Annotated in this window: 7 protein-coding genes and 1 pseudogene; 4 read left to right on the forward strand and 4 right to left on the reverse strand. The window is 73.7% G+C overall.

Annotated features, from left to right (window positions below):
- The coding region (locus tag B056_RS37745) for a non-ribosomal peptide synthetase (protein WP_018504342.1) at positions 1 to 14,349 on the reverse strand (14,349 nt) is incomplete at its 3' end.
- Positions 14,350 to 14,688: 339 nt separating this feature from the next.
- Between B056_RS37745 and B056_RS0123695 the strand changes: the two genes are divergently transcribed.
- From B056_RS0123695 to B056_RS0123705, 3 genes are read left to right on the forward strand one after another with little or no spacing between them, the layout of a single operon-like run.
- Positions 14,689 to 15,741 carry a FecCD family ABC transporter permease gene (locus B056_RS0123695; protein ID WP_018504344.1) on the forward strand — a complete coding sequence of 351 codons (1,053 nt, stop codon included), beginning with the start codon at positions 14,689 to 14,691 and terminating at the stop codon, positions 15,739 to 15,741.
- A 9-nt stretch (positions 15,742 to 15,750) separates the two neighbouring features.
- Complete coding sequence (locus tag B056_RS0123700; protein WP_018504345.1) at positions 15,751 to 16,887, forward strand: FecCD family ABC transporter permease; 1,137 nt, start codon at positions 15,751 to 15,753, stop codon at positions 16,885 to 16,887.
- Positions 16,888 to 16,919: 32 nt separating this feature from the next.
- Positions 16,920 to 17,825 (forward strand): ABC transporter ATP-binding protein, encoded by a 906-nt coding sequence (locus B056_RS0123705; protein ID WP_018504346.1) that lies wholly within the window; start codon positions 16,920 to 16,922, stop codon positions 17,823 to 17,825.
- A gap of 29 nt (positions 17,826 to 17,854) precedes the next feature.
- Here the strand turns inward: B056_RS0123705 and B056_RS37750 are convergent.
- A pseudogene (locus B056_RS37750) lies at positions 17,855 to 18,160 on the reverse strand (SDR family NAD(P)-dependent oxidoreductase); the annotation flags it as partial.
- Between B056_RS37750 and B056_RS42090 the strand changes: the two are divergent.
- The gene (locus B056_RS42090) at positions 18,158 to 18,340 is read left to right on the forward strand and encodes a hypothetical protein (RefSeq protein WP_018504348.1); all 183 of its coding nucleotides are present in this window, start codon (positions 18,158 to 18,160) and stop codon (positions 18,338 to 18,340) included. The pseudogene B056_RS37750 and the gene B056_RS42090 overlap by 3 nt on opposite strands.
- Positions 18,341 to 18,383: 43 nt before the next feature.
- Here the strand turns inward: B056_RS42090 and B056_RS0123720 are convergent, their stop codons facing one another.
- Both B056_RS0123720 and B056_RS0123725 read right to left on the reverse strand, forming a co-directional pair.
- Positions 18,384 to 19,487, reverse strand: a complete 1,104-nt coding sequence (locus tag B056_RS0123720) for a TIGR03621 family F420-dependent LLM class oxidoreductase (RefSeq protein WP_018504349.1) — start codon at positions 19,485 to 19,487, stop codon at positions 18,384 to 18,386.
- 97 nt (positions 19,488 to 19,584) lie between these two features.
- Positions 19,585 to 20,583, reverse strand: coding sequence for an aldo/keto reductase (locus tag B056_RS0123725; protein ID WP_026240066.1), 999 nt, complete (start codon positions 20,581 to 20,583; stop codon positions 19,585 to 19,587).
- Positions 20,584 to 21,534: the final 951 nt, after the last annotated feature.

A 21,534-nucleotide genomic window follows, 5' to 3' on the forward strand; every position in this document is an offset into this window, starting at 1 on the left:
CCCGCCGTATTCGGGGGTGGGCAGGGCGTTGCGGTCCAGCTTGCCGGACACCGTCACCGGCAACCGGTCGAGTACGACCAGCGCCGAGGGAACCATGTACTCCGGAAGCGACCCGGCGGCATGCCGGCGTACCACCACGACATCGACACCCGCGGTCTCATCCGACGCCGTCACATAGCCGACCAGGCGACGGTCCCCAGGACGGTCCTCCCGCACCACCACCGCGCTCTGACCCACCCCCGGAGCACCCGCCAACACCGACTCGACCTCACCCGGCTCGATCCGATACCCCCGCACCTTCACCTGATCATCCGAACGACCCAGGAAAACCAGCCGCCCATCCTCCGTCCACCGGACCACATCACCCGTCCGATACACCCGCTCACCCAAGACGAAGGGATCCGCCACAAAACGCGACGCCGTCAGCCCAGAACGGCCCACATACCCACGGGCGACCCCGAGACCACCGATATACAACTCACCCGGGACACCCGGTGGAACAAGCCGCAGATACCCATCCAGCACATACACCCGCGTCCCCGGATCGGGCACGCCGATCGGCACCACACCACCGACCACCCCCTCCGGTGAGCACAGGCCGAGTGTCGAGTTCACCGTCACCTCGGTCGGACCATACGCATTGAACATCCGCACCGAACCCGAATACCGCCCCACCAACTCCGGAGACACCCGCTCCGTCCCCGCCAACAACGTCCCACCAGCCGGAAGAACAGCACCCTCCGGCAACGCCGCCAACAACACCGGCGGCAAAATCATAAAATCAACACCCTGCTCAGCCAGGAAATCCGTCAACCCCACATCCGGAACCCGCAACTCAGCCGGAACAACAACCAGACCACCCCCCGACAGCAACCCCGCCACCACCTCCCAGAACGCCACATCAAAACTCGGCGACGCGAACTGCAACACCCGACTACCCCGACCCACCCCAAACCGTTCCACCTGCGTCGCCACCAACTTCGCCACACCCGCATGCGACACCACCACACCCTTCGGCCGCCCCGTCGAACCAGACGTGAAAATCACATACGCCGCATTCGACGGAGACACCACACCACCCCGCTCCACCACCGAAATCTCCCCACCCGACAAACCATCCACCACAGCACCGACCGCCGGATCATCCACCACGACCACCCGAGAAACCCCCGACACCGCGGCCAGGAAATCCTCCCCCACACCCGACCACGTCACCACACACACCGGCGACACATCCGCCACCATCCCCACCACCCGAGACACCGGCAAATCAGGATCCACCGGCACATACACCCCACCCACCTTCCACACACCCACCTGCACCGCCACCCACTCCACACCCCGAGGCAACGCCACCAACACCACACTCTCCACCCCCACCCCACACCCCAACAAAAACCTCCCCAACCGATTCGACCACACATCCAACTCACCGAACGAAACACCCACACCCCCCGCCACCACAGCCACCGCACCCGCACCCTCAGCCACCCGCACCCCAAACAACCCACCAAAAGACACCGGCTCCACCGAACAACCAGCCACACCCCAAACACCCAACACCCGACGTTCTTCCGGGGTAATCACGTCGAGCGAGGAGAGCGGCGCGTCAGGGGCCGAGACGATGGATTCGAGAACGAGCAGGAACCGCCGGGCGAAGGATTCCACCGTGGACTCGTCGAAAAGATCGACGGCGTAGTCGACGGTGCCGGAGATCCCGCCGGAGGCGGGTCGTTCGGCCAGTTCGAAGGCGAGGTCGAACTTGGCCACACCGAGCCCGGTGTCGACCGGCCGCGCGGGCAGGCCGAGCAGCCGGCCGTCGTCCCCGGACAGCACGCTGTGCGAGATCATGATCTGGAACAGCGGGTGCCGGGCCAGCGAGCGGGTCGGACTGATCAGGTCGACGAGCCGCTCGAACGGCAGGTCCTGGTGGGCGTAGGCCGCGAGGCTCGCCTCTCGGATCCGGCCGAGCAGCTCGCGCGGCGTCGGGTTCCCGGCGGTGTCGGCCCGCAGCACCAGGGTGTTGACGAACAGGCCGACGAGCGGGTCGAGCTCGTGTTCGGTCCGCCCGGCGATCGGCGAGCCGAGCGGGATGTCGGTGCCCGCGCCGAGCTTCGTCAGCAATGTCGCCAGCGCCGCCTGCAGGACCATGAACAGGCTGGCGTCCCCGGAGCGGGCGAGCTCGGTGAGCGAACGGTGCAGCCCGGCCGGGATGTCGAACTCGACGGTGCCGCCGCGGCTGCTCGCGCGGTCCGGCCGTGGCCGGTCCATGGGCAGGTCCAGCTCGTCGGGCAGGTCCGCCAGCGCCGTGCGCCAGTAGGCCGCCTGGGCGGCGGCGACACTGGCCGGGTCGGCCTCGTCGCCGAGCAGCTCACGCTGCCAGCGGGCGACGTCGGCGTACCGCAGCGGCAGCGGCGACCAGTCCGGCGCGGTGCCGGCCAGCCGCGCCGCGTAGGCGGTGTTCAGGTCGGCGAGCAGCGGCGCCTCGGAGGCACCGTCCGCCGCGATGTGGTGGATGACCAGGACCAGCGCGTGGTCGTCCCGGCCGAGCTGGAACAGCCGGGCCCGCAGCGGGATCTCCCGGTCGATCGCGAACGGGTACCGCGCCTCCCGCAGCAGCGCCGCCGGCAGGTCGGCCTCGGTGACCGCCTCGACGGGCAGTTCCGGGCGGACGCCGGTCAGGGGGGCCTGGTAGGGCCGGCCGGCGTCGTCGTCCGGGACGATCGTGCGCAGCGTCTCGTGCCGTTCGACCAGGTCGGCGAGGGCGTCGCGCAGCGCGTCGCGGTCCAGTTCGCCGGTCAGCCGCCAGGCCCACGGCACGTTGTAGGTGGGGCTCGGTCCGTCGAGGCGGTAGAGGAACCACAGCCGCCGCTGCGCGAACGACAACGGCTCCCGTTCCGCCGGCGGGGCGGCGAGCAGCGGCGGCCGAGCGGTCGGCTCGGCCACCGGGCCACCCGCCGAGGCGTCCACGGTCGCGCCCGTCGCCGCACCCGCGGGTCCGTCCGTCGCCGCTCCCACGGGTCCGCTCGCGGCTGGGCCCGCGGCCGCACCGGCCGCGCCGGCCGGGTCGAGCACGGCCGCGAGCCGGGCTACGGTCGCGGCGTCGAAGACCGCGCGGACCGGAACCGCCCGGCCGAACTCTGCGCGGATCCGGCTGGTCAGCCTGGTCACGGTCAGCGAGTGCCCACCCAGGTCGAAGAAGCTGTCGTGGACGCCGACCCGGGCGACGCCGAGGACCTCCGCGAACAGCCGGCACAGCGTCTCCTCGGCCGGTGTCCGCGCCGCGGTGGCCTCCCCCGCGCCGCCGAGGTCGGGCGCGGGCAGCGCGCGCCGGTCGAGCTTGCCGTTGACGGTCAGCGGCAGCTCGGGCAGCACGACCACGGCGGGGATCATGTGCTCCGGCAGCCGGGCGGCCGCGGCGGCCCGCAGCCGCGCCGGCTCACCGGCGACCGGGTCGGTGCCGGCCGGATCCGGGCCGGCCGAATCCGGGCCAGCCGGATCGGTGCCGGCGGCGGGCACCACGTAGGCGACCAGCCGTGGGTCGCCGGGGGTGTCGGTGCGGACGACGACCGCGACGGAGCCCACCTCGGCCAGCTCCGCGAAGGCCGCCGAGATCTCGCCCAGCTCGATCCGAAAGCCGCGGATCTTGACCTGTTCGTCGGCCCGGCCCCGGTAGGCCAGCGCGCCGTCGCGCTCGCGGTGGACCAGGTCGCCGGTGCGGTACATCCGCTCGCCGGGTGCCCCGAACGGATCGGCGACGAACCGCCCGGCGCTGAGGCCGGGCCGGCGCAGGTAGCCGCGGGCCAGGCCGGCACCGGCCACGTACAGCTCACCGGTCACCCCGGGCGGTACCGGGTTCAGGCCGCTGTCGAGCACGTACAGCCGCAGGTCGGCCAGCGGGTCGCCGATCAGGCTGCCGCCGGCCGTGGCCGCGACGGCAGTGTCCAGCGTGAGATGGGTGACGTGCACCGTGGTCTCGGTGATCCCGTACATGTTGACCAGCAGGGGGGCACGGTCGTCGTGGCGGCCGTACCAGGAGCCGAGCGAGGCCAGGTCGAGCGCCTCACCACCGAAGATCACCAGGCGCAGCGCGAGCCGGGCGGAGGTCGCGGGGTCGTCCCGGTCCGCCAGGTCGAGCGCCGCGAACGCCGAAGGCGTCTGGTTGAGGACGGTGACGCCCTCGTCTGCGAGCAGGCGCAGGAACTCCCCGGGCGCCCGGGTCACCGCGCGCGGGACGACCACCAGCCGCCCGCCGTGCAGCAGCGGCCCCCACAGTTCCCAGACCGAGAAGTCGAAGGCGTAGGAGTGGAACAGCGTCCAGACGTCGTCCGCCCCGAGGTCGAACAGGCCCCTGGTCACGTCGAACAGGCGGGTGGCGTTGCGGTGGGTGACGAGGACGCCCTTGGGCGTGCCGGTCGAGCCCGAGGTGTAGATGACGTAGGCCGGGTGGTCGGGGTCCGGCTCGCGCCACACCGGCGGCGGCTGCGTTCCCGCGCTCGGCGTGAGACGTCCCTCGGCGTCGACGACCAGCCGTGGCAGGCCGGTGCCGGTGCCGGAGTCGGAGTCGGAGTCGGCGGCCGTGACAAGCAGCACGGGCTCGGCGTCGCGGAGCATGAGGTCGAGTCGGTCGGCCGGGTAGTCGGGGTCCAGCGGCAGGTAGGCGCCGCCGGTCTTCAGCACGGCCAGCACGGCGACGACGAGGCCGGGCGAGCGCGGGAGCGCCAGTGCCACGATCTTCTCCGGGCCGACCCCGTGCCGGGCCAGCTCGGTGGCCAGCGCGTCCGCGCGCTCGTCGAGGTCGCGGTAGCGCAGCGTCGCCCCGTCGCAGCTGACCGCGGGCGCGTCCGGGGTGCGGGCGACCTGCTCCCGCCAGCGCGCTGGCAGCGTCGCGGAGGGCGGCGACGTCGAGGGCGGCGCCGCGGGCGTCGTCCGGACGGCCTCGGTGGGCCGGGTGAACCGGGTGCGCTCGGTCGGGTCGAGCACGTCGACGCGGCCGACCGGGCGGTGCGGGTCCGCGGCGACGGCGGCCAGCACCCGCAGCAGCCGGGCGGCCGCCTGCTCGGCGCGCCCGGGGTCGAACAGGTCGGGGCGGTGGTCGAGCAGGAACGTCAACCCGCCGGCGGGGTCGGGCAGCGCGGTCAGCGTCAGCGGATAGTGGGTGGTGTCGTCGCCGCCGTCCGCGACGACCCGCACCGCCCCCGTCACGACGCCGGCGGCCGCCGCCGGGTCCTCGGGGTAGTTCTCGAAGACGGCGAGGGTGTCGAAGAGCTCGTTGACCCCGACCAGCGCGCGGATGTCGGCGAGGCCGAGGTGCTGGTGGTCGAGCAGGTCGGCCTGTTCCGTCTGCAGCCGGCGTAGCAGGGCGAGCACCGGTTCACCCGGCCGCGTGCGCACCCGCACGGGCACCGTGTTGGCGAACAGGCCGATCATCGTCTCGGCGCCGGGCAGCTCCGGCGGGCGGCCGGCGACCGTGGTGCCGAAGACCACGTCGTCACGGTCGGTCAGCCGGCCGAGCAGCAGACCCCAGGCACCTTGCACGACGGTGTTCATGGTCAGGCCGTGCTCGCGGGCCAGCCGGGTCAGGTCGGCGGCCAGGCCGGCGGGCACCGTGACCTCGATCCGCCGTGACTGCGGCGCCACCGCCGCCTCGGCGGACGGCCCCGCTTCGGCGGACGGCATCGGCTCGGCGAGCAGGGTCGGCTCGGTAAGGTCCTCGAACGCGGCGGACCAGGCGGCCCGCGCGGCATCGGTGTCCCGCGCCGCCAGCCAGGCGAGATGACGGCGGAACGGCACCACCGCGGGCAGATCGGTGGCGGCTCCCAGCCGCCCGCGCAGCAGTGCCCGGAACTCGGCGACCAGCAGCGGCATCGACCAGCCGTCCAGCAGGACGTGGTGGTGGGTGAGGACCAGCCGGGCGTGGTCGACGCCGAGGCGGACCAGCGTCCAGCGCAGCAGCGGTGGGCGGGCCGGGTCGAACCGGCGCGCGGTCTCGGCGGCGACCAGCTCGGTCAGCGCCGCGCGCTGGCGGTCCGGCGGCAGGCCGGTGAGGTCCACCTCGCGCCACGGCGCCGCCACCCGGGCCGGGACGAGGGTGACTCGACGTCCCGAAGCCGTCTCCGGGAAGGCGGCGCGCAGGTTGGGATGCCGGTCGAGCAGGTCGGCGGCGGCGGCGCGCACCGCGCCGGCGGGCAGCGGGCCGGTCAGGTCGAGGCCGAGCCAGACGACGTAGGGGTCGGGCCGGTCCGGGTCGAGCGCGGTGTGGAAGAGCAGCCCCTCCTGCAGTGGGGTGGGCGCGACGATGTCCTCGACGGCCGGGACCAGGGCCTCCAACCGCTCGATCTCGGCCTGGTCGAGCGCCGCCAGCGGGACGTCGGACGGGGTGCGACCGCCGGCTCCCGGGCGCCGGGCGTGCGCGCGCAGCTCGGCCAGCGCGGCGAACCAGCCGTCCGCCAGTTCCCGGACCTCGTCCGTGGTGAACAGCGCGGCCGGCCAGGACCAGGTGGCGACGAGCACCGGGCCGTCGGGGCGGTCCTCGGTGACGGCGTTGAGCTCCAGCGGCAGGCTCACCGGCATCGCCGGGTCGGCGCCGCCCGCCAGGCCGCCGTCGGAGGTCGCGGTGCCCGGAGCCCCCGGGGCTCCCGGGGCGGCGGTGCGGCCCAGGTAGTTGAAGCCGACGGCGGGCGCCGGCGCGGTGGCGAGCGCGGCGGCGGTGGCCGGGTTCGCGTGGCGCAGCAGGCCGTAGGCGACACCGCTGCCGGGCAGCCGACGCACCTGCTCCTTCACGGTCTTCAGCGCGGCACCGGGGTCGTACCCGCCCGGACCGGCGGTGCCGACCGGGACGGCGGTACCGATTGGGACGGCGGTACCGACCGAGCCGAGACCGGTGAGATCGAGGCGCACCGGGTACTCGGTGGTGAACCAGCCCACCGTCCGGGCGAGGTCGGCTCCGGCGACCCACTCCTCCTCCCGGCCGTGGCCCTCGATCGAGACGAGCATCGGACCGGACACGCCGCCGTGGGCGGCGCCGAACCGGGCGAGCGCGACCGCGAGCCCGCTCAGCCAGACGTCGTTCACCTGCGCGTGGAACGCGGCCGGGACGCCGGTGAGCAGGTCGGAGGTGATGTCCGCGGGCAGTTCCACGGTGAGCCGACGCGCGGTGGCGAACGTGTCCCGGGCGGGGTCCAGTTCCCGGGGGCCGAACGGGGAGACCACGCCGTCGGCGAGCGCGGCCCAGGCGGCGGCCTGGTCGACCAGCGCCGGGTCCTGGGACCGGGCGAGCAGACCGCGCGCCCAGGTGCGGAACGAGGTGGACGACCGCGGCGCCACCGGCGCCACCGGTACGGCCGGATCGGCCGGCGCCACCGGATCCGCGGCCCAGGCAGCCACCAGGTCGGGCAGCAGGACACGCCACGAGACCGCGTCGACGACCAGATGGTGGATGAGGACGTACAGCCGGCCGGGCCGATCCCGGCCGGCGTCGACCCACACAGCCCGGACCATTTCCCCCCGCTCCGGCGCGAGCTCGGCGCGGGCGGCCGCGAGGGCGCCGGCGAGCGGGTCGCCCACAGGCGGATCGCCAGCAGGCGGGTCGGCGGCAGGCGGGTCGACGAGTTGGTCGCCGGCAGGCCGGCCAGCGGCGTCGACCCGTCGGACGAGGCCGTGGCGGGGCGCCGGCGGCTCGACGGTGAGCACCGGACCGGCCGGGCCGGAACGGTCGAGGCGCGCGCGCAGCAGGTCGTGGGCGGCGACGACGGCGGCCAGTCCGGTGTCGATCCGTTCCAGGCCGGCACCTGGTGGCGTCGCCACGACCATCGACTGGTGGTAGCCGTCGATCGGGCCGGGGGTGTCGACGAGCCAGCGCATGATCGGGGTGAGCGGCACCTCGCCCCAGGCCGCCTCGGGCGGTTCGGCGACGGTCGCGGTGCCGGCCGCCGGCGAGGCCGGTACGGCCACCGCGGCGAGTCCGGCCGGGGTCGGCGTCTGGAAGACGTCCCGTGCGCTCAGGACGAGCCCGCCCTGGCGGGCCCGGCTGACGAGCTGGATCGAGAGGATGCTGTCGCCGCCGAGCGTGAAGAAGCTGTCACCGGTCCCGACCGCGCCCGCCGGAACGCCGACGAGCTCGGCGAACAGGTCGCACAGCAGCCGCTCGGCCGGGTTCCGGGGGGCGCCGCCGTCACCGGCGGCCACGGCGGCGAGGTCGGGTTCGGGCAGCGCCCGCTGGTCGAGCTTGCCGCTGGAGGTCAGCGGGAAGTCGTCCACCACCACGATCGCCGCCGGGACCATGTGGTCGGGCAGCCGCGCGGCGAGATGGTCACGCAACGCCGCCGGGTCGGCAGCGGCAGCGGCACCACTACCGGCATCGGCATCGGCATCGGCGGCCGGGATCACGTAGGCGACCAGCCGGCGCGCGCCGGGGCGGTCCTCGCGGACGACGACCGCGGCGCGCCCGACGCCGGGATGCGTCGTGAGCGTGGCCTCGATCTCACCGGGTTCGATCCGAAAACCGCGGATCTTCACCTGCTCGTCGGCGCGGCCCGCGAACGCCAGCACCCCGGTCGGGGTCCAGCGCGCGAGGTCGCCGGTGCGGTACATCCGCGAGCCGGGCGGGCCGTACGGGTCGGCGACGAAACGGGTGGCGGTCAGCCCCGCGCTGCCCAGATAACCGCGAGCCAGTCCGTGCCCGGCGAGGTACAGCTCGCCGGTGACGCCGACCGGCGCGAGCCCGCAGTGCGCGTCGAGCACCCGCACGGTGACGCCGTCGAGCAGGTGGGCCGAGCGCCCCCCGTCCGGGGTGGCGTCCCAGGCGTAGGCGTCGACGGTGTTCTCGGTCGGGCCGTAGACGTCCCGGGCGATCAGGCCCTCGGTGGTGGCCAGGCGCCGCCACAGCTCCGCCGGCACGGCCTCGCCGCCGACGACCACGCCCAGCGGCCGGTGCTCCCCGTCGAGCAGGCCGAGCCCGACCAGTGCCTGGATGTAGGTGGGGGTCGCGTCGACCCAGTCGACCAGGTGCGCGGCGAGGTAGCCGGCGGCGGCGGGTACGTCCCGGTAGTCGTTGTCGTCGAGAACGTGCAGCTCGTGGCCGTCGAACAGCCACAGCAGCGGTCCCCAGGAGCCGTCGAAGGAGAACGAGGCGAGATGGGCGACCCGCAGGCGGCGCCCATCGGCCCGGCGCGCGGCGTCGGCCATCTGGCGGTGCCGGTGGGTGGCGAGCAGGTTCGCCAGCCCACCGTGGGTGACGGCGACGCCCTTGGGCACGCCGGTGGAGCCGGAAGTGTAGATCACGTACGCGAGCGCGTCGGGCACCGGACGCGCCGGCGGCACCGGCGGCACCACGGCCGGCGCGTCGCCGGACGCGGCCTCGTCGAGGACGAGCACCTCGGTGCCGGGATGGTCGGCCCGCAGCCGGGCGGCGTCCGCGGCGGTCGTGAGCACCAGCGCGGGTTCCGCGTCGGCCAGGATGACGGCGATCCGGTGCGCGGGCTGGTCGGTCGGCAGCGGCAGGTAGGCGCCGCCGGCGCGCAGCACGGCGAGCAGCGCCGGCACCGTCGCGGCCCGGGACAGGGCCAGTCCGACCAGGATCTCCGGTCCGACGCCGCGGGCGAGGAGACGAGCCGCGGCGCGGGCCGTCCAGGTGTCGAGCTCGGCGAAGGTCCACCGACGCCCGCCGGCGACGAGCGCGGCCGAGTCCGGCCGGTCGCGCACCTGCTCGGCGAACGCCTCCAGCAGGGTCGGGGCCGGCGGGGAGTCCTCCCGCGGCGTCCCGGCCCAGGTGCCGAGGATCAGCTCGCGCTCGGCGCGGTCGAGCGGGTCGAGGCGGCCCAGCCGCTGGTCCGGGTCGGTGACCACGCTGGCGAGGGTCCGCAGTACCCGGCCGAGCAGCAGCTCGGCGCCGGCCCGGTCGAACAGGTCCGCGCTGTACTCGACCGACACCTCGAGCCGCTCGGCGCCGTCCAGACCGGTCTCGTGGAAGGCGAAGGTCAGGTCGAACTTCGCGAGGTCCTGCTCGATGTACTCCCGGCTGGCGCGCAGCCCGGCCAGGCCCGGGTCGGCGTCGTAGACGCGCAGGTAGGAGACCATGACCTGGAACAGCGGGTGGCGGGCCAGCGAGCGCGGTGGGCGCAGCACGTCGACCAGGTGCTCGAAGGGCACGTCGGCGTGGTCGAACGCGGCCAGGTCGACGTCGCGCACCCGGGCGAGCAGCTCCCGGAAGGTCGGGTCGCCCGCGGTGTCGGTGCGCAGCACCAGCAGGTTGACGAAGAAGCCGGTGACCCCGTCCAGCCCGGCGTCACCCCGCCCGGCGACCGGGGTGCCCAGCGGCAGGTCGGTGCCGGCACCGAGCCGGGTGAGCAGGGCGGCGACGATGCCGTGGGCCAGCATGAACGGGCTGACCCCGGTCGCCGCGGCCAGCTCACGCAGGCCGCGGTGCAGCGCGGCGGGCAGCACCGCGGCGACCGTGCCGCCCCGGTAGCCGGCCGCGGCGGGGCGCGGCCGGTCCACCGGCAGCACCAGTTCCTCGGGCAGGCCGCGCAGCGCCTCGGTCCAGTAGGCGCTCTGGCGGGCGAGCAGGCTGTCCGGGTCGTCGGCCGCGCCGAGCAGCCTCGGCTGCCAGGCGGCGTAGTCGGCGTAGCGGACCGCGAGCGGCGCCCAGGCCGGCGGCTGCCCGGCGCGGCGCGCCGAGTAGGCCCGGCCGAGATCCTCCAACAGCGGTGCCTCGGCCCAGCCGTCGCCGGCGACGTGGTGCAGCAGCAGGAGCAGCAGATGCTCGTCCTGCGCCGCCGCCGGTCCCTCGGCCGCGCGCACCGGATCGGTATGCACCGGGTAGAGGTGGCAGCGCACCGGCGCCTCCTCGTCCAGCCGGAAGCGGTACTCGGTGGTGTCCCGGACCCGGGCCGTCAGCTCGTCGCGCGCGCCGGCCGGTTCCATCAGCAGCGCCCGGCCCGGTCGGGCGGCGTCGCCGGTGAGCAGACGCTGGGCGGGGACGCCGTCCCCGGACTGGACGAAGATCGTGCGCAGCGTCTCGTGCCGCTCGGCGAGGTCGTCCAGGGCCAGCCGCAGCGCGTCGACGTCGAGCGGGCCGACCAGGCGGAGCAGGATCGGCACGTTGTAGAACGAACTCGGCCCTTCCAGCCGGTACAGGAACCACAGCCGGCGCTGGGCCGAGGAGAGCGGCGTCCCGTCCACCGGGGTGCCGGTCACCAGCTCGGGTCGGTCGCTGCCGGAGATCCGCAGCCGCTCGGCGAGCTCCGCCACGGTCGGGGCCTCGAAGACCGTCCGCAGCGCCAGCTCGGCGCCGAGAACGGACCGGACCCGGATGACCAGCCGGGTGGCGAGCAGTGAGTGCCCACCGAGGTCGAAGAAGCTGTCGTCGATGCCGACCTCGGGCTGGCCCAGGATCTCGGCGAACAGTTCGCAGAGCATCCGCTCGCGCGGGTTGCGCGCCTCCCGGCCGGCGCCGGCGGGGCGGGCCTGCGGCGCGGGCAGCGCCGCCCGGTCGACCTTGCCGCTGGGCAGCACCGGGATGCGGTCGAGCAGCACGAACGCCGAGGGCACCATGTACTCGGGGAGCTGGCCCCGGGCGAAGGTGCGCAGCGCCGCCACCAGCGCACCCGAGCGGCGCAGCCCGGACGGGTCGTTGGCGTACGACGCGAGCGCGCCGCGCGGGTGCTCCGCCGGCCGGTAGACCGTCTGGTCCGGGCCGAGGTCCGGGCCGGCGCCGGCCGCACCGCCACCGCCACCGGCGGCGGCGGCGGCGAAGATCACGTCGATACGGCCGTCGTCGGTCCCGGCCGTCCAGGTGGCGGCCACCTGGCGACCGGTGCGCTCGGCGACGGCGACGAAGACCTCCGGGTCCGGCGCGCCCCCGTCGGAGCGCAGCGCGGCCAGCACGGCGTCCGGCTCCGCGTCCGCGTCGAGCGCCCGCAGCGCCGCGATCTCGCCGGTGAGCCGGCCGTTGGGCACGCCGGTCACCCGCAGCCGCGTCGGCTGGTGGGCCTCCAGCCACGCCTCGACGGCGGCGGCGTCGGCGACCTCCGCACCCCAGCGGACGTGCCGCTCGGCCGGGTCGGTACGCGGGGCGTCCCCACCACGGCGGCGCAGGACCACGTCGTAGCGGTAGCGGCTGAGCTCGTTGTGGTGGCGGGCCCGCTTGACCCGCAGGTCGATGCCGGCGGACGCGTCGATCTCCGGGACGGCGTCGGCGAGCGCGACGAAGAAGTCGGGGTCGAGCAGCAGTTCCTTCTCCAGCTCGACGGCCCGGTCGGCGGCCCGGCGCACCGTCCCGGCCGAGGGCAGGCCGGCCGCGGCGCCGCGGTGCAGTTCCACCGCGGTGCGCATGCAGCGCAGCAGGCGCAGGTCGCGGATGTCACCGAGGAACAGCGCGCCGCCCGGGACCAGCAGGCCCATGGCCTGGCGGACCACGTCCACCAGATAGTCGACGCTCGGGAAGTAGACGATCACCGAGTTGATGACCACGGTGTCGAAGTCGGCGGGCAGGTCGGCGAGGTCGTGCGCGGGCGCGGCGCGCAGGTGCACCCGGTCCCGCAGGTCGGGTCGGTCCGCCACGGTGGCGCGCAGGTTCTCGATCGCCCGGGCGGACAGGTCGAGACCCCAGTAGGCCTCGCAGTCGGCGGCGACCCGGGAGAGGATCAGGCCGCTGCCGACCCCGATCTCCAGCACCCGCCGGGGCCGCAGGGCGCGGATGCGGCGCACGGTGGCGTCCTGCCACTCCCGCATCTCCTCCACCGGGATGGCCTCGCCGGTGTAGCTGCTGTTCCACGCGGTGAAGTTCTCCTCGAGGCCGTGCTCGGCGGCGTCGTGGAACACCGACTCGTGGATCTCCTTCCACTCGCCGACCTGCTCGTGCTCACCGGCGGCGTCGCGTTCGGCGCTGGGCACCGCGTAGGCGACCAGGTTCGGCTGGCCGGCGGCGTCGTCGCGGACCATGACGACGGCCTGGCCGATTCCCGGGTGGCCGGCCAGCACCGACTCGACCTCGCCGGGTTCGATCCGGTAGCCGCGGATCTTCACCTGGTCGTCGGTGCGGCCGAGGAAGGTCAACCGGCCGTCGTCGTCCCAGCGGGCCACGTCACCGGTGCGGTAGAGCCGGGCACCGGGCGCGCCGAACGGATCGGCGACGAACCGCTCCGCGGTGCGCCCCGGCTTGCCCAGGTAGCCGCGGGCCAGGCCGGTGCCGGCCAGGTAGAGCTCACCGGGCACGCCGACCGGGACCGGGCGCAACGCGTCGTCGAGGACGTAGGCGCGGGTGTCCGGGTCCGGCCGGCCGATCGGGACGAGCGCGCCGGTCGGGGTGTCCGGGTCGCACTCCCCCAGCGTCGAGTTCACGGTGGCCTCGGTCGGGCCGTAGGCGTTGAACATCCGCCGGTCGCGGCCGAAGCGCGCGACGAGTTCCGGCGAGACCCGTTCGGTGCCGGCCAGCAGCACCCCGCCCGCGGGCAGCGCGCAGCCCGGCGGCAGCGCCGCGAGCAGCGCGGGCGGCAGGATCATCACGTCGGCGCCGTGGGCGGCGATGTAGTCGGTCAGCTCCGGTCCGGGTACCCGGCGCTCGGCGGGCACCACCACCAGCCGCGCGCCGGAGAGCAGGCCCATGCACAGCTCCCAGAAGGCGACGTCGAAGCTGGGCGAGGCGAACTGCAGGACCCGGGAGTGCTCGTCCACGCCGAGCCGCTGGCGCTGGGTGGCGACCAGCCCGGCGACGCCGGCGTGTGTGACGACGACGCCCTTCGGCCGGCCGGTGGACCCGGAGGTGTAGATCACGTAGGCCGCGCCGGTGACCGCGACCGGCCCGCCGCGCTCGGCGTCGGTGAGCGCCCCCGGGTCGGTCCCGGCAGCGGCGGCGATCGTCTCCGGGGCGTCGACGAGCAGCGTCGTGGTGGCCTCGCCGACCGGGATGCGCCGGGCCCACGCGGTCGTGGTGAGCAGGCAGACCGGTCGGGCGTCGGCGACCATGTAGGACAGCCGCCCGGCCGGGTAGTCCGGGTCGAGCGGCAGGTAGGCGGCCCCGGTGCGCAGCACGGCGACCATCGCCACGATCATGTCGACCGAGCGGGGCAGCGCGAACGCGACGACCTGCTCGCGGCGCACCCCGAGGCCGAGCAGCAGCCGGGCCCACCGGTTGGCGCGGGCGTCCAGCTCGGCGTAGGTGAGCTCGACGTCCTCGCAGACGACGGCGATCGCGTCCGGGGTGCGCGCGACCTGTTCCGCGAGCATCGCGGGGAAGGCCGCGAGCGGGATGGTGGAGGCCGTGTCGTTCCAGGTGGCGAGCAGGTGGTCGAGCTCCTGCGGCCCTGCGGACGGCGCCGTCATCGCGTCGCCGACTTCGCTACCAGCCATGGGAGCACGCCTCTCTCGCTGATGGGTTGTTCCTGGATCTGCTGTCGTTCCTGGATCTGCTGTCGTTCCTGAACACGCTGGTGTTGCCGGGCACGCCGGTGTTGCCGGGCGCGCGTTGTTCCGGGGGCCTGCTGCCGACCCGGAGCTCGCCGCCACCCCGCGCGGCTAACATCACGACCGGCCTGACGGTGACGTCCCGCGCTGGGACGGGACAGATCAACCGGAGGCGCCGCTCGTGACATAAGCGCAGGTCATGCAATAAAGTAACCCTCACCTAAGCTCAACGAAGCAAGTTAAGGCAAGCCGCCGGCGACCAGGTCACCGGTTACGGGAGGTGTGATGGCAGTCGCGAGCTACACCCGCGCGTCGCCGCGGGTGACCTCGGCCGCCAGCCGACGGCACCGCCGCCTCGCGCTCCTCCTCGCCGGGGCCCTCCTGCTGCTCGCCGTCATCTGCGTCCTGTCGATCGCTCTAGGAAGTCGGCAGATCGCGCCGAGCGACGTGGCGCGGGCCGTCTTCGAACCGGACGGCGGCGAGATCGACGCGGTGGTGCGCGGGCTGCGCGTGCCGCGCACCGTGCTCGGCCTGTTCGCCGGCGCCGCGCTCGGCCTGGCCGGGGCACTCATGCAGGGCCTGACGCGCAATCCGCTGGCCGACCCGGGTCTGCTGGGAGTGAGCGCCGGGGCCGCGTTCGGCATCGTGCTCGCCGTCTCGACGCTCGACCTCACCTCGCTCAACGGCTACATCTGGTTCGCGTTCGCCGGCGCGCTCATCACCAGCGTGGTCGTGTACCTGCTGGCCACGGCGGGCCGCGGCGGCGCCACGCCGGTCAAGCTCGCGCTCGCCGGCGTCGCCGTGACGGCCCTGCTCAGCTCGCTGACCAACGGCATCGCGCTGACCGACACCGAGGCGCTCAACCGCTACCGGTTCTGGGCGGCGGGCTCGCTGTCCGGGCGCGACGCCGCCGTCCTGGAGCAGGCCGCCCCGTTCCTCGCCGTGGGCGCGGTGCTGGCTCTGAGCAGTGCCACGGCGCTCAACAGCCTCGCCCTCGGCGAGGACGTCGCGCGGTCGCTGGGGCGCCGGCTGGCCCTCGTCCGCGTCCGCGGCGTCCTCGCCATCACGCTGCTCACCGGCGCCGCGGTCGCGACGGCCGGCCCGGTCGTGTTCGTCGGGCTGGTGGTGCCGCACGTGGCGCGGGCGATCACCGGGCCGGACTACCGCTGGATCCTGCCGTTCACCATGATCCTCGCCCCGGCCCTGGTGCTGGCCGCGGACATCCTGGGCCGGCTCATCAACCGTCCGAGCGAGGTCGGAGTCGGGGTCGTCGTCGCGTTCGTCGGAGCGCCGCTGTTCATCCTGCTCGTCCGCCGTCGCCGCCTCGCGGAACTGTAGGCGCCGCCCGTGACCACCACCACTGACAGCGCTGGCAGCACCGGCAACACCGACGTCGCCGGCGGCGGCGCTGCCCGCGGCGCCGCCGGGGTCCTGCCGGCGGGTGCCGGGCGAGTCGTCGTGCGCCTGGAACGGCCGCCGGTCTCCGGCGTGCTGCGTCCGCGGGTGCTGGTCGTCGGCCTGCTGCTGGCGCTCGCCACGTTCGCGGCGTTCTGCTTCGGCATGACCCTCGGGGACTATCCCGTGTCCCTCACCCACGTCGTGCCCGCCATGTTCGGCTCGGGCGACGCGGGCTCGGTGTTCATCGTCCAGGAGCTGCGCCTGCCGCGGGCGCTGGTCGCCCTGCTCGCCGGCCTCGCACTGGGCATGTCCGGGGCGGTGTTCCAGACGATGACCCGCAACCCGCTCGCCAGCCCGGACATGATCGGGATCAACTCGGGTGCCAGCACCGCGGTCGTCGCCGGCCTGGCGCTCGGCTTCGGCTCGGGGTTGGGTACCGACCTGCTCGGCCTGCTCGGCGCGCTCGCCACCGCCGTACTGGTCTACCTGCTGGCCTGGCGGCGGGGCGCCACCGGCTACCGGATCATCCTGGTCGGCATCGGCGTCTCCTGGATGTGCATGAGCCTGACCGACTACCTGATGACCAGGGCGGAGATCGTCGAGGCGCACCGGGCCCTGGGCTGGATGGTCGGCAACCTCAACGCCAAGAGCTGGAGCGACGTCGGCCCGTTGGCGGTCGCGGTGCTCGTGCTCGCGCCGACCGCGCTGATGCTGGGCCGGTGGATGAACGCGCTGGCCCTGGGCGACGACGTGGCCAGCGGCCTGGGCATCCCGATCCAGCGGGCCCGGCTGACGATGCTGCTGGCCGGGGTGGGCCTGGTCGCCTTCGCGACGGCCGCCGCCGGACCGGTCGCCTTCGTCTCGCTGGCCGCGCCGCAGATCGCCCAGCGCCTCGCCGGCCTCGCCTGGCCGCCGCTGGTCGGCTCCGCGCTGACCGGATCACTGATCATCCTGGTCAGCGACATCATCGCCCGCCAGCTGCTGACCGACACCCAGCTGCCGGTCGGGATCGTCACCGGCGTCCTGGGCGCCCCGTTCCTTCTCTGGCTGCTCGCCCGGGCCAACAGCACCGGCTCTGGAGGTTGACCCGACCTGTGGCGGCAGCGAACACACCTTCCGTGACGACGGCGCCGGACTCCGACGACGTCGCGCGCGTCCTTGACGACGTCGCGCGCACTCCGGACAGGGCTGTCGACGGCCCGGCCGGCGACGCCCCCACATTGAGCGCGACGGGGCTGCGGCTGTCCTACGACGACCGGGTGGTGGTCGACGACCTCGACGTCGTCGTCCCGCCCGGAAAGATCACCGTCATCGTCGGGGCGAACGCGTGCGGCAAGTCGACGCTGCTGCGCGCGCTGGCCCGGCTGCTGAGCCCGAAGGCCGGCACGGTCCACCTGGACGGGCGCTCCATCCAGGCGACCCCGACCCGGCAGGTCGCCCGCCGGCTGGGCATCCTGCCTCAGGCGCCGGTCGCGCCCGAGGGCCTGTCCGTACTCGAGCTGGTCAGCCGCGGCCGCTCGCCGCACCAGAACTGGTGGCGGCAGTGGTCGAAAGGCGACGAGGAGGCCGTCACCGCCGCGCTGATCGCCACGTCCATGCTCGAGCACGCCGAACGCTCCGTCGACGAGCTCTCCGGCGGCCAGCGCCAGCGGGCCTGGATCGCGATGGCCGTCGCCCAGCGCACCCCGATCCTGCTCCTCGACGAGCCGACCACCTTCCTCGACGTCGCCCACCAGATCGACGTGCTCGACCTGGTCGTGGACCTCAACCGGCACGAGGGACGCACCGTGGTGATGGTGCTGCACGACCTGAACCAGGCGTGCCGTTACGCCGACCACGTCATCGCCATGAAGGCGGGCCGGATCGTCGCCCACGGCACCCCCGGCGCGCTGATCACCGAGGCCCTCGTGAAGGAGGTCTTCGAGATCGACGCGCTCGTCACCCCGGACCCGGTCAGCGGCACGCCGCTGGTCATCCCGATGGGGCGGCACCACGCGGCGCGGGACACCGACCCGGCCGGCTGACCGGCCGGCCGGGTCCGGGGGCGTGACCGTCAGGCGCGCATGTTGGCGCCGCCGTCGATCGCCCAGACCGGACCGTTGGTCCATTCGGCGTCGTCCGAGAGCAGGAAGGACACGACGGCGGCCAGGTCGCTCGCACGGCCCAGCCGGGTGGTGGGAACCTGGCTCAGGAACCGTTCCTGGAGCGCGACGTCGTTCTGGGCCGCCTGCGTCTCGCCCATCACCAGACCCGGCATCACCCCGTTGCAGCGAACCCCCTTCGCGCCCCAGTTCCCCGCGACATGCCGGGTGAGCGCGTTCACCGCCGACTTCGACGCCGAGTAGGCGGGCCGCTCGTGCTGCCCGCCTCCCAGACCGGAATCCGCAACAGTCTGGAGAACACCGCGCTGAAACTCAAGCTGAAGCTGACGTCCAGATTCGCGACCGAGGTCGGCCAGGTCATTCGCGACGAGGCGGAACGGCTCATCAGGTCCGGCGCGTGGGCGGCGCGACTCTCCCCGCCGCAGCACGGCATCTGACCGCTGATTTCGCGCGAATGCGGCCCGCCCCGGATTTTCCGGCCTATGCCGGGTCCGGTTCGGCGGTCCGGCCCGCCAGCCGTTTCACCACCGGCGCGAAGGCCTCGGGGCTGGTCCCGAGCGGCGTCGTGAAGTAGCTGATCCCGAACCGCGCGCGGACGTCCACGATCTTCCGGCAGACGTCGTCCAGCGAGCCGATGGCGACCATCGGCGACGCGGCGAGGTCGGCCCGGGACGGAACAGCGCCCCCGGTGGATCCCCGGGCCGCGAAACTCTGGACGAGGCGCTCGAAAGCCGCCTCCGGATCGTCGGTGATCGTCGCGTCGAGCAGTTGGGCTCCGAGTTCGACGGCCCCGAACCGGTCCCCGGCGGCGGCGCGGACCCAGTCGATCCGCTGCTCGTAGGCCTCGGCGCTGAACGGATGCGGTTCGGCCGGCCGAGGTTCCCGCGGAAGCCGGGGCATGATCTGCACGATGTCGGCGTGCCGCCCGGCCACCGACAGCAGCTGCCGACCACCGCCGCCGATCATGATCGGCGGATGCGGCCGTTGCGACGGCCGCGGGGTGCCGCGCAGCGCGTCGATCGTGAAGTGCTCGCCCGTGTGGCTGAACGGGCCGTCCCCGAACAGGCCCTTGAGGATGACGACCACCTCCTCGAGCCGCGCGATCCGGGTGGAGGCCCGGTCGTACCGGATGCCGGCCTGCTCGTACTCGGCCCGCATCCAGCCGGCGCCGAGCCCCACCTGCAGCCGGCCCCGGGACAGCACGTCCAGGGTGGCGAGCTCCTTGGCGAGTACCGCTGGATGCCGTAGATCCTGGTTGAGCACCGTCTGGGTCAGCCGCAGGGTGTCGGTCGCGTCGGCGACCGCCTGGAGCGCGATCAGCGGAGCGAACCGGATCATGAAATGGTCGGCGAGGGCGAAGGTCGAGTAGCCGAGCCGCTCGATGGCCTGGCCGGCCTCCCGCAACGCCGCGAGGTCGGAGGTCCGGCCCGGGCCGGTGTTGAACCGGATCGGCCGCACCGACCCCAGCTCAGGACCCGCCTGTTCGAAGGTCACGGCCTTCTCGATCCCGCCCGCGCGGGTCGAGGTCACCTCGAGCCCGGCGGCCCGGCCGATCCGGTCGAGCTCCTCCGCGTTGCAGGTCAACGGATCTCCTTCCCGCGCTCGCCCTCGCGGTCGCCTGTGGTGCCGGCGCTCGTTCCCGCGGTGCCGGTCGGGCAGGTCCCGCTCGGCGCGCGCGGGATCAGTATCCGGACTTCGACCCGTAATAGGTGGGCCGACGCGGTGAGTAGTGCTCCTCGAGCGCGGTCACTTCCTTGTCGCCGAGCTCGAGGTCCAGGGCCGCGACGGCGTCCGCCAGGTGGTGCGGTTTCGTCGCGCCGACGATCGGCGCGGCCACCACGGGGTTCTTCAGTACCCAGGCCATCGCGACCTGCGCCATGGAGACACCCCGCGCCTGCGCGATCTGCTCCACCGCCTCCACCGTCCCGCGGTCGCTGTCGAGGAAGAGGGGCGTGCCCGAGCTGTCGGTCGTCGGGTTGAGCCCCCCGCGGGTCGTGCTCACGTCACCCCACGGCCGGGCGAGGAGCCCCGCGGCGAGCGGGCTCCAGGGCAGGCTGCCCACGCCCTGGTCCGCGAGCAGCCCGAACATCTCGCGCTCCTCCTCGCGGGCGACGAGGCTGTACTGGTCCTGCATCGAGACGAACTTCGTCCAGCCGCGCAGCTCGGCGGTGTACTGCATCTTGGAGAACTGCCAGGCCCACATCGACGAGGCGCCGAGATAGCGGACCTTCCCCGCCTTCACGATGTCGTGGAGCGCTTCCATCGTCTCCTCGACCGGCGTCTCCGGGTCGAACCGGTGGATCTGGTACAGGTCGACGTAGTCGGTGCCGAGGCGCCGCAGGGAGGCGCCGATCTGCTCGAACACCGCGCGGCGGGAAAGACCGCCACCGCCGGGCCCCGGGCCCATCGAGCCGAACAGCTTCGTCGCGATGACGACCTGGTCACGGCTCGTGTACCGCCCGACCGCCGCTCCGGTGATCTCCTCCGAGGTGCCCGCACTATAGACGTTCGCCGTGTCCCACAACGTGATGCCGAGCTCGACGGCCTGCCGGAAGAGCGCCTCCGCCGCGTCCGCGTCAAGCGCCCACTTGCGCCCGGTGTTCGCCTTGCCAAAGCTCATGCAGCCGAGCGCGATGCGGCTGACCTTCAATCCTGATGATCCCAGGCGGGTGTACTCCACAGCTCCATCCAACACCAGGACCACCGACAGTGGGAGGCACTGCCAGTGCCCCCCAGCCCGTCTGTTGCCCGCCATCCGGCCGTCGGTAAATCCGAGAGTTAATATCCGGAGCGACGGGAATCCCGGCGGTGCGTGCCCAGGAAACACCGGCCCGGTCCGTCCCCGCGCATGGAGCGGGCGACGACGACGGCGGCGGCCAGGCGGGGCCGCCGCCGGAACGGGACCGCGGCGCCTTCGCCCCACGGGGACCAGGAGAAGCAGCTCTCCACCCTGTCCCGATGGCTGGGGGCCGGCCTGCGGCCGCGGCGAACGCGACCCAACGTGACGATGTTGCACACATCACACCCTCTGGCGGGAGACCACTGCGTGACCGCGGGGCGACCTCGTCGGCCGGCCCCGCGACGACGGCGGTTCCCCGTGACACAGACCGGCCCGACCACTCCCGCAGACGATCACGCCGACCGCAAAGGGCCAGCTCACGGGCCGATAGAGGCGCTGAAACGCCACCAGCTCCGACACCGGAGCGCGCACGGAGGTCGCCGGCCGGCCGGTGTCCCGCCCGCGAGCGGGACACCGCACGTATCCGACACCGCACCGAACAGTGACCCGGGGCGCACCGCGCGAACATTCTTTCGCCAAAAGCAAATGACCTCCCGATGAATCACCGGAAAAGCAGAGCCGACGAGCTCGACACCTGGGATCGACGACACAGCCGTCTGGTCCCGCGGGGACCTTCCTGGCCGCAAACACGATCGTCCGCCTTGGTATCGTCTGGGCGTACCCGCCGACCATTCCGACAGCCGACGACGGATCGCCGTTCGGAGGCAGTGCTCCACGAGAGATTCTACCAGTGACCGGGGTTTCGCGTTCGCGGTGCGGGTAACCGCGAAAAGTCCCGGTCCGTTTTTCTTTCGAGACCGTCATACAGGGGGCCGGATGTTCTCCCGTCGT

It is taken from the genome of Parafrankia discariae, from assembly GCF_000373365.1.
Taxonomy (GTDB): Bacteria; Actinomycetota; Actinomycetes; order Frankiales; family Frankiaceae; genus Parafrankia; species Parafrankia discariae.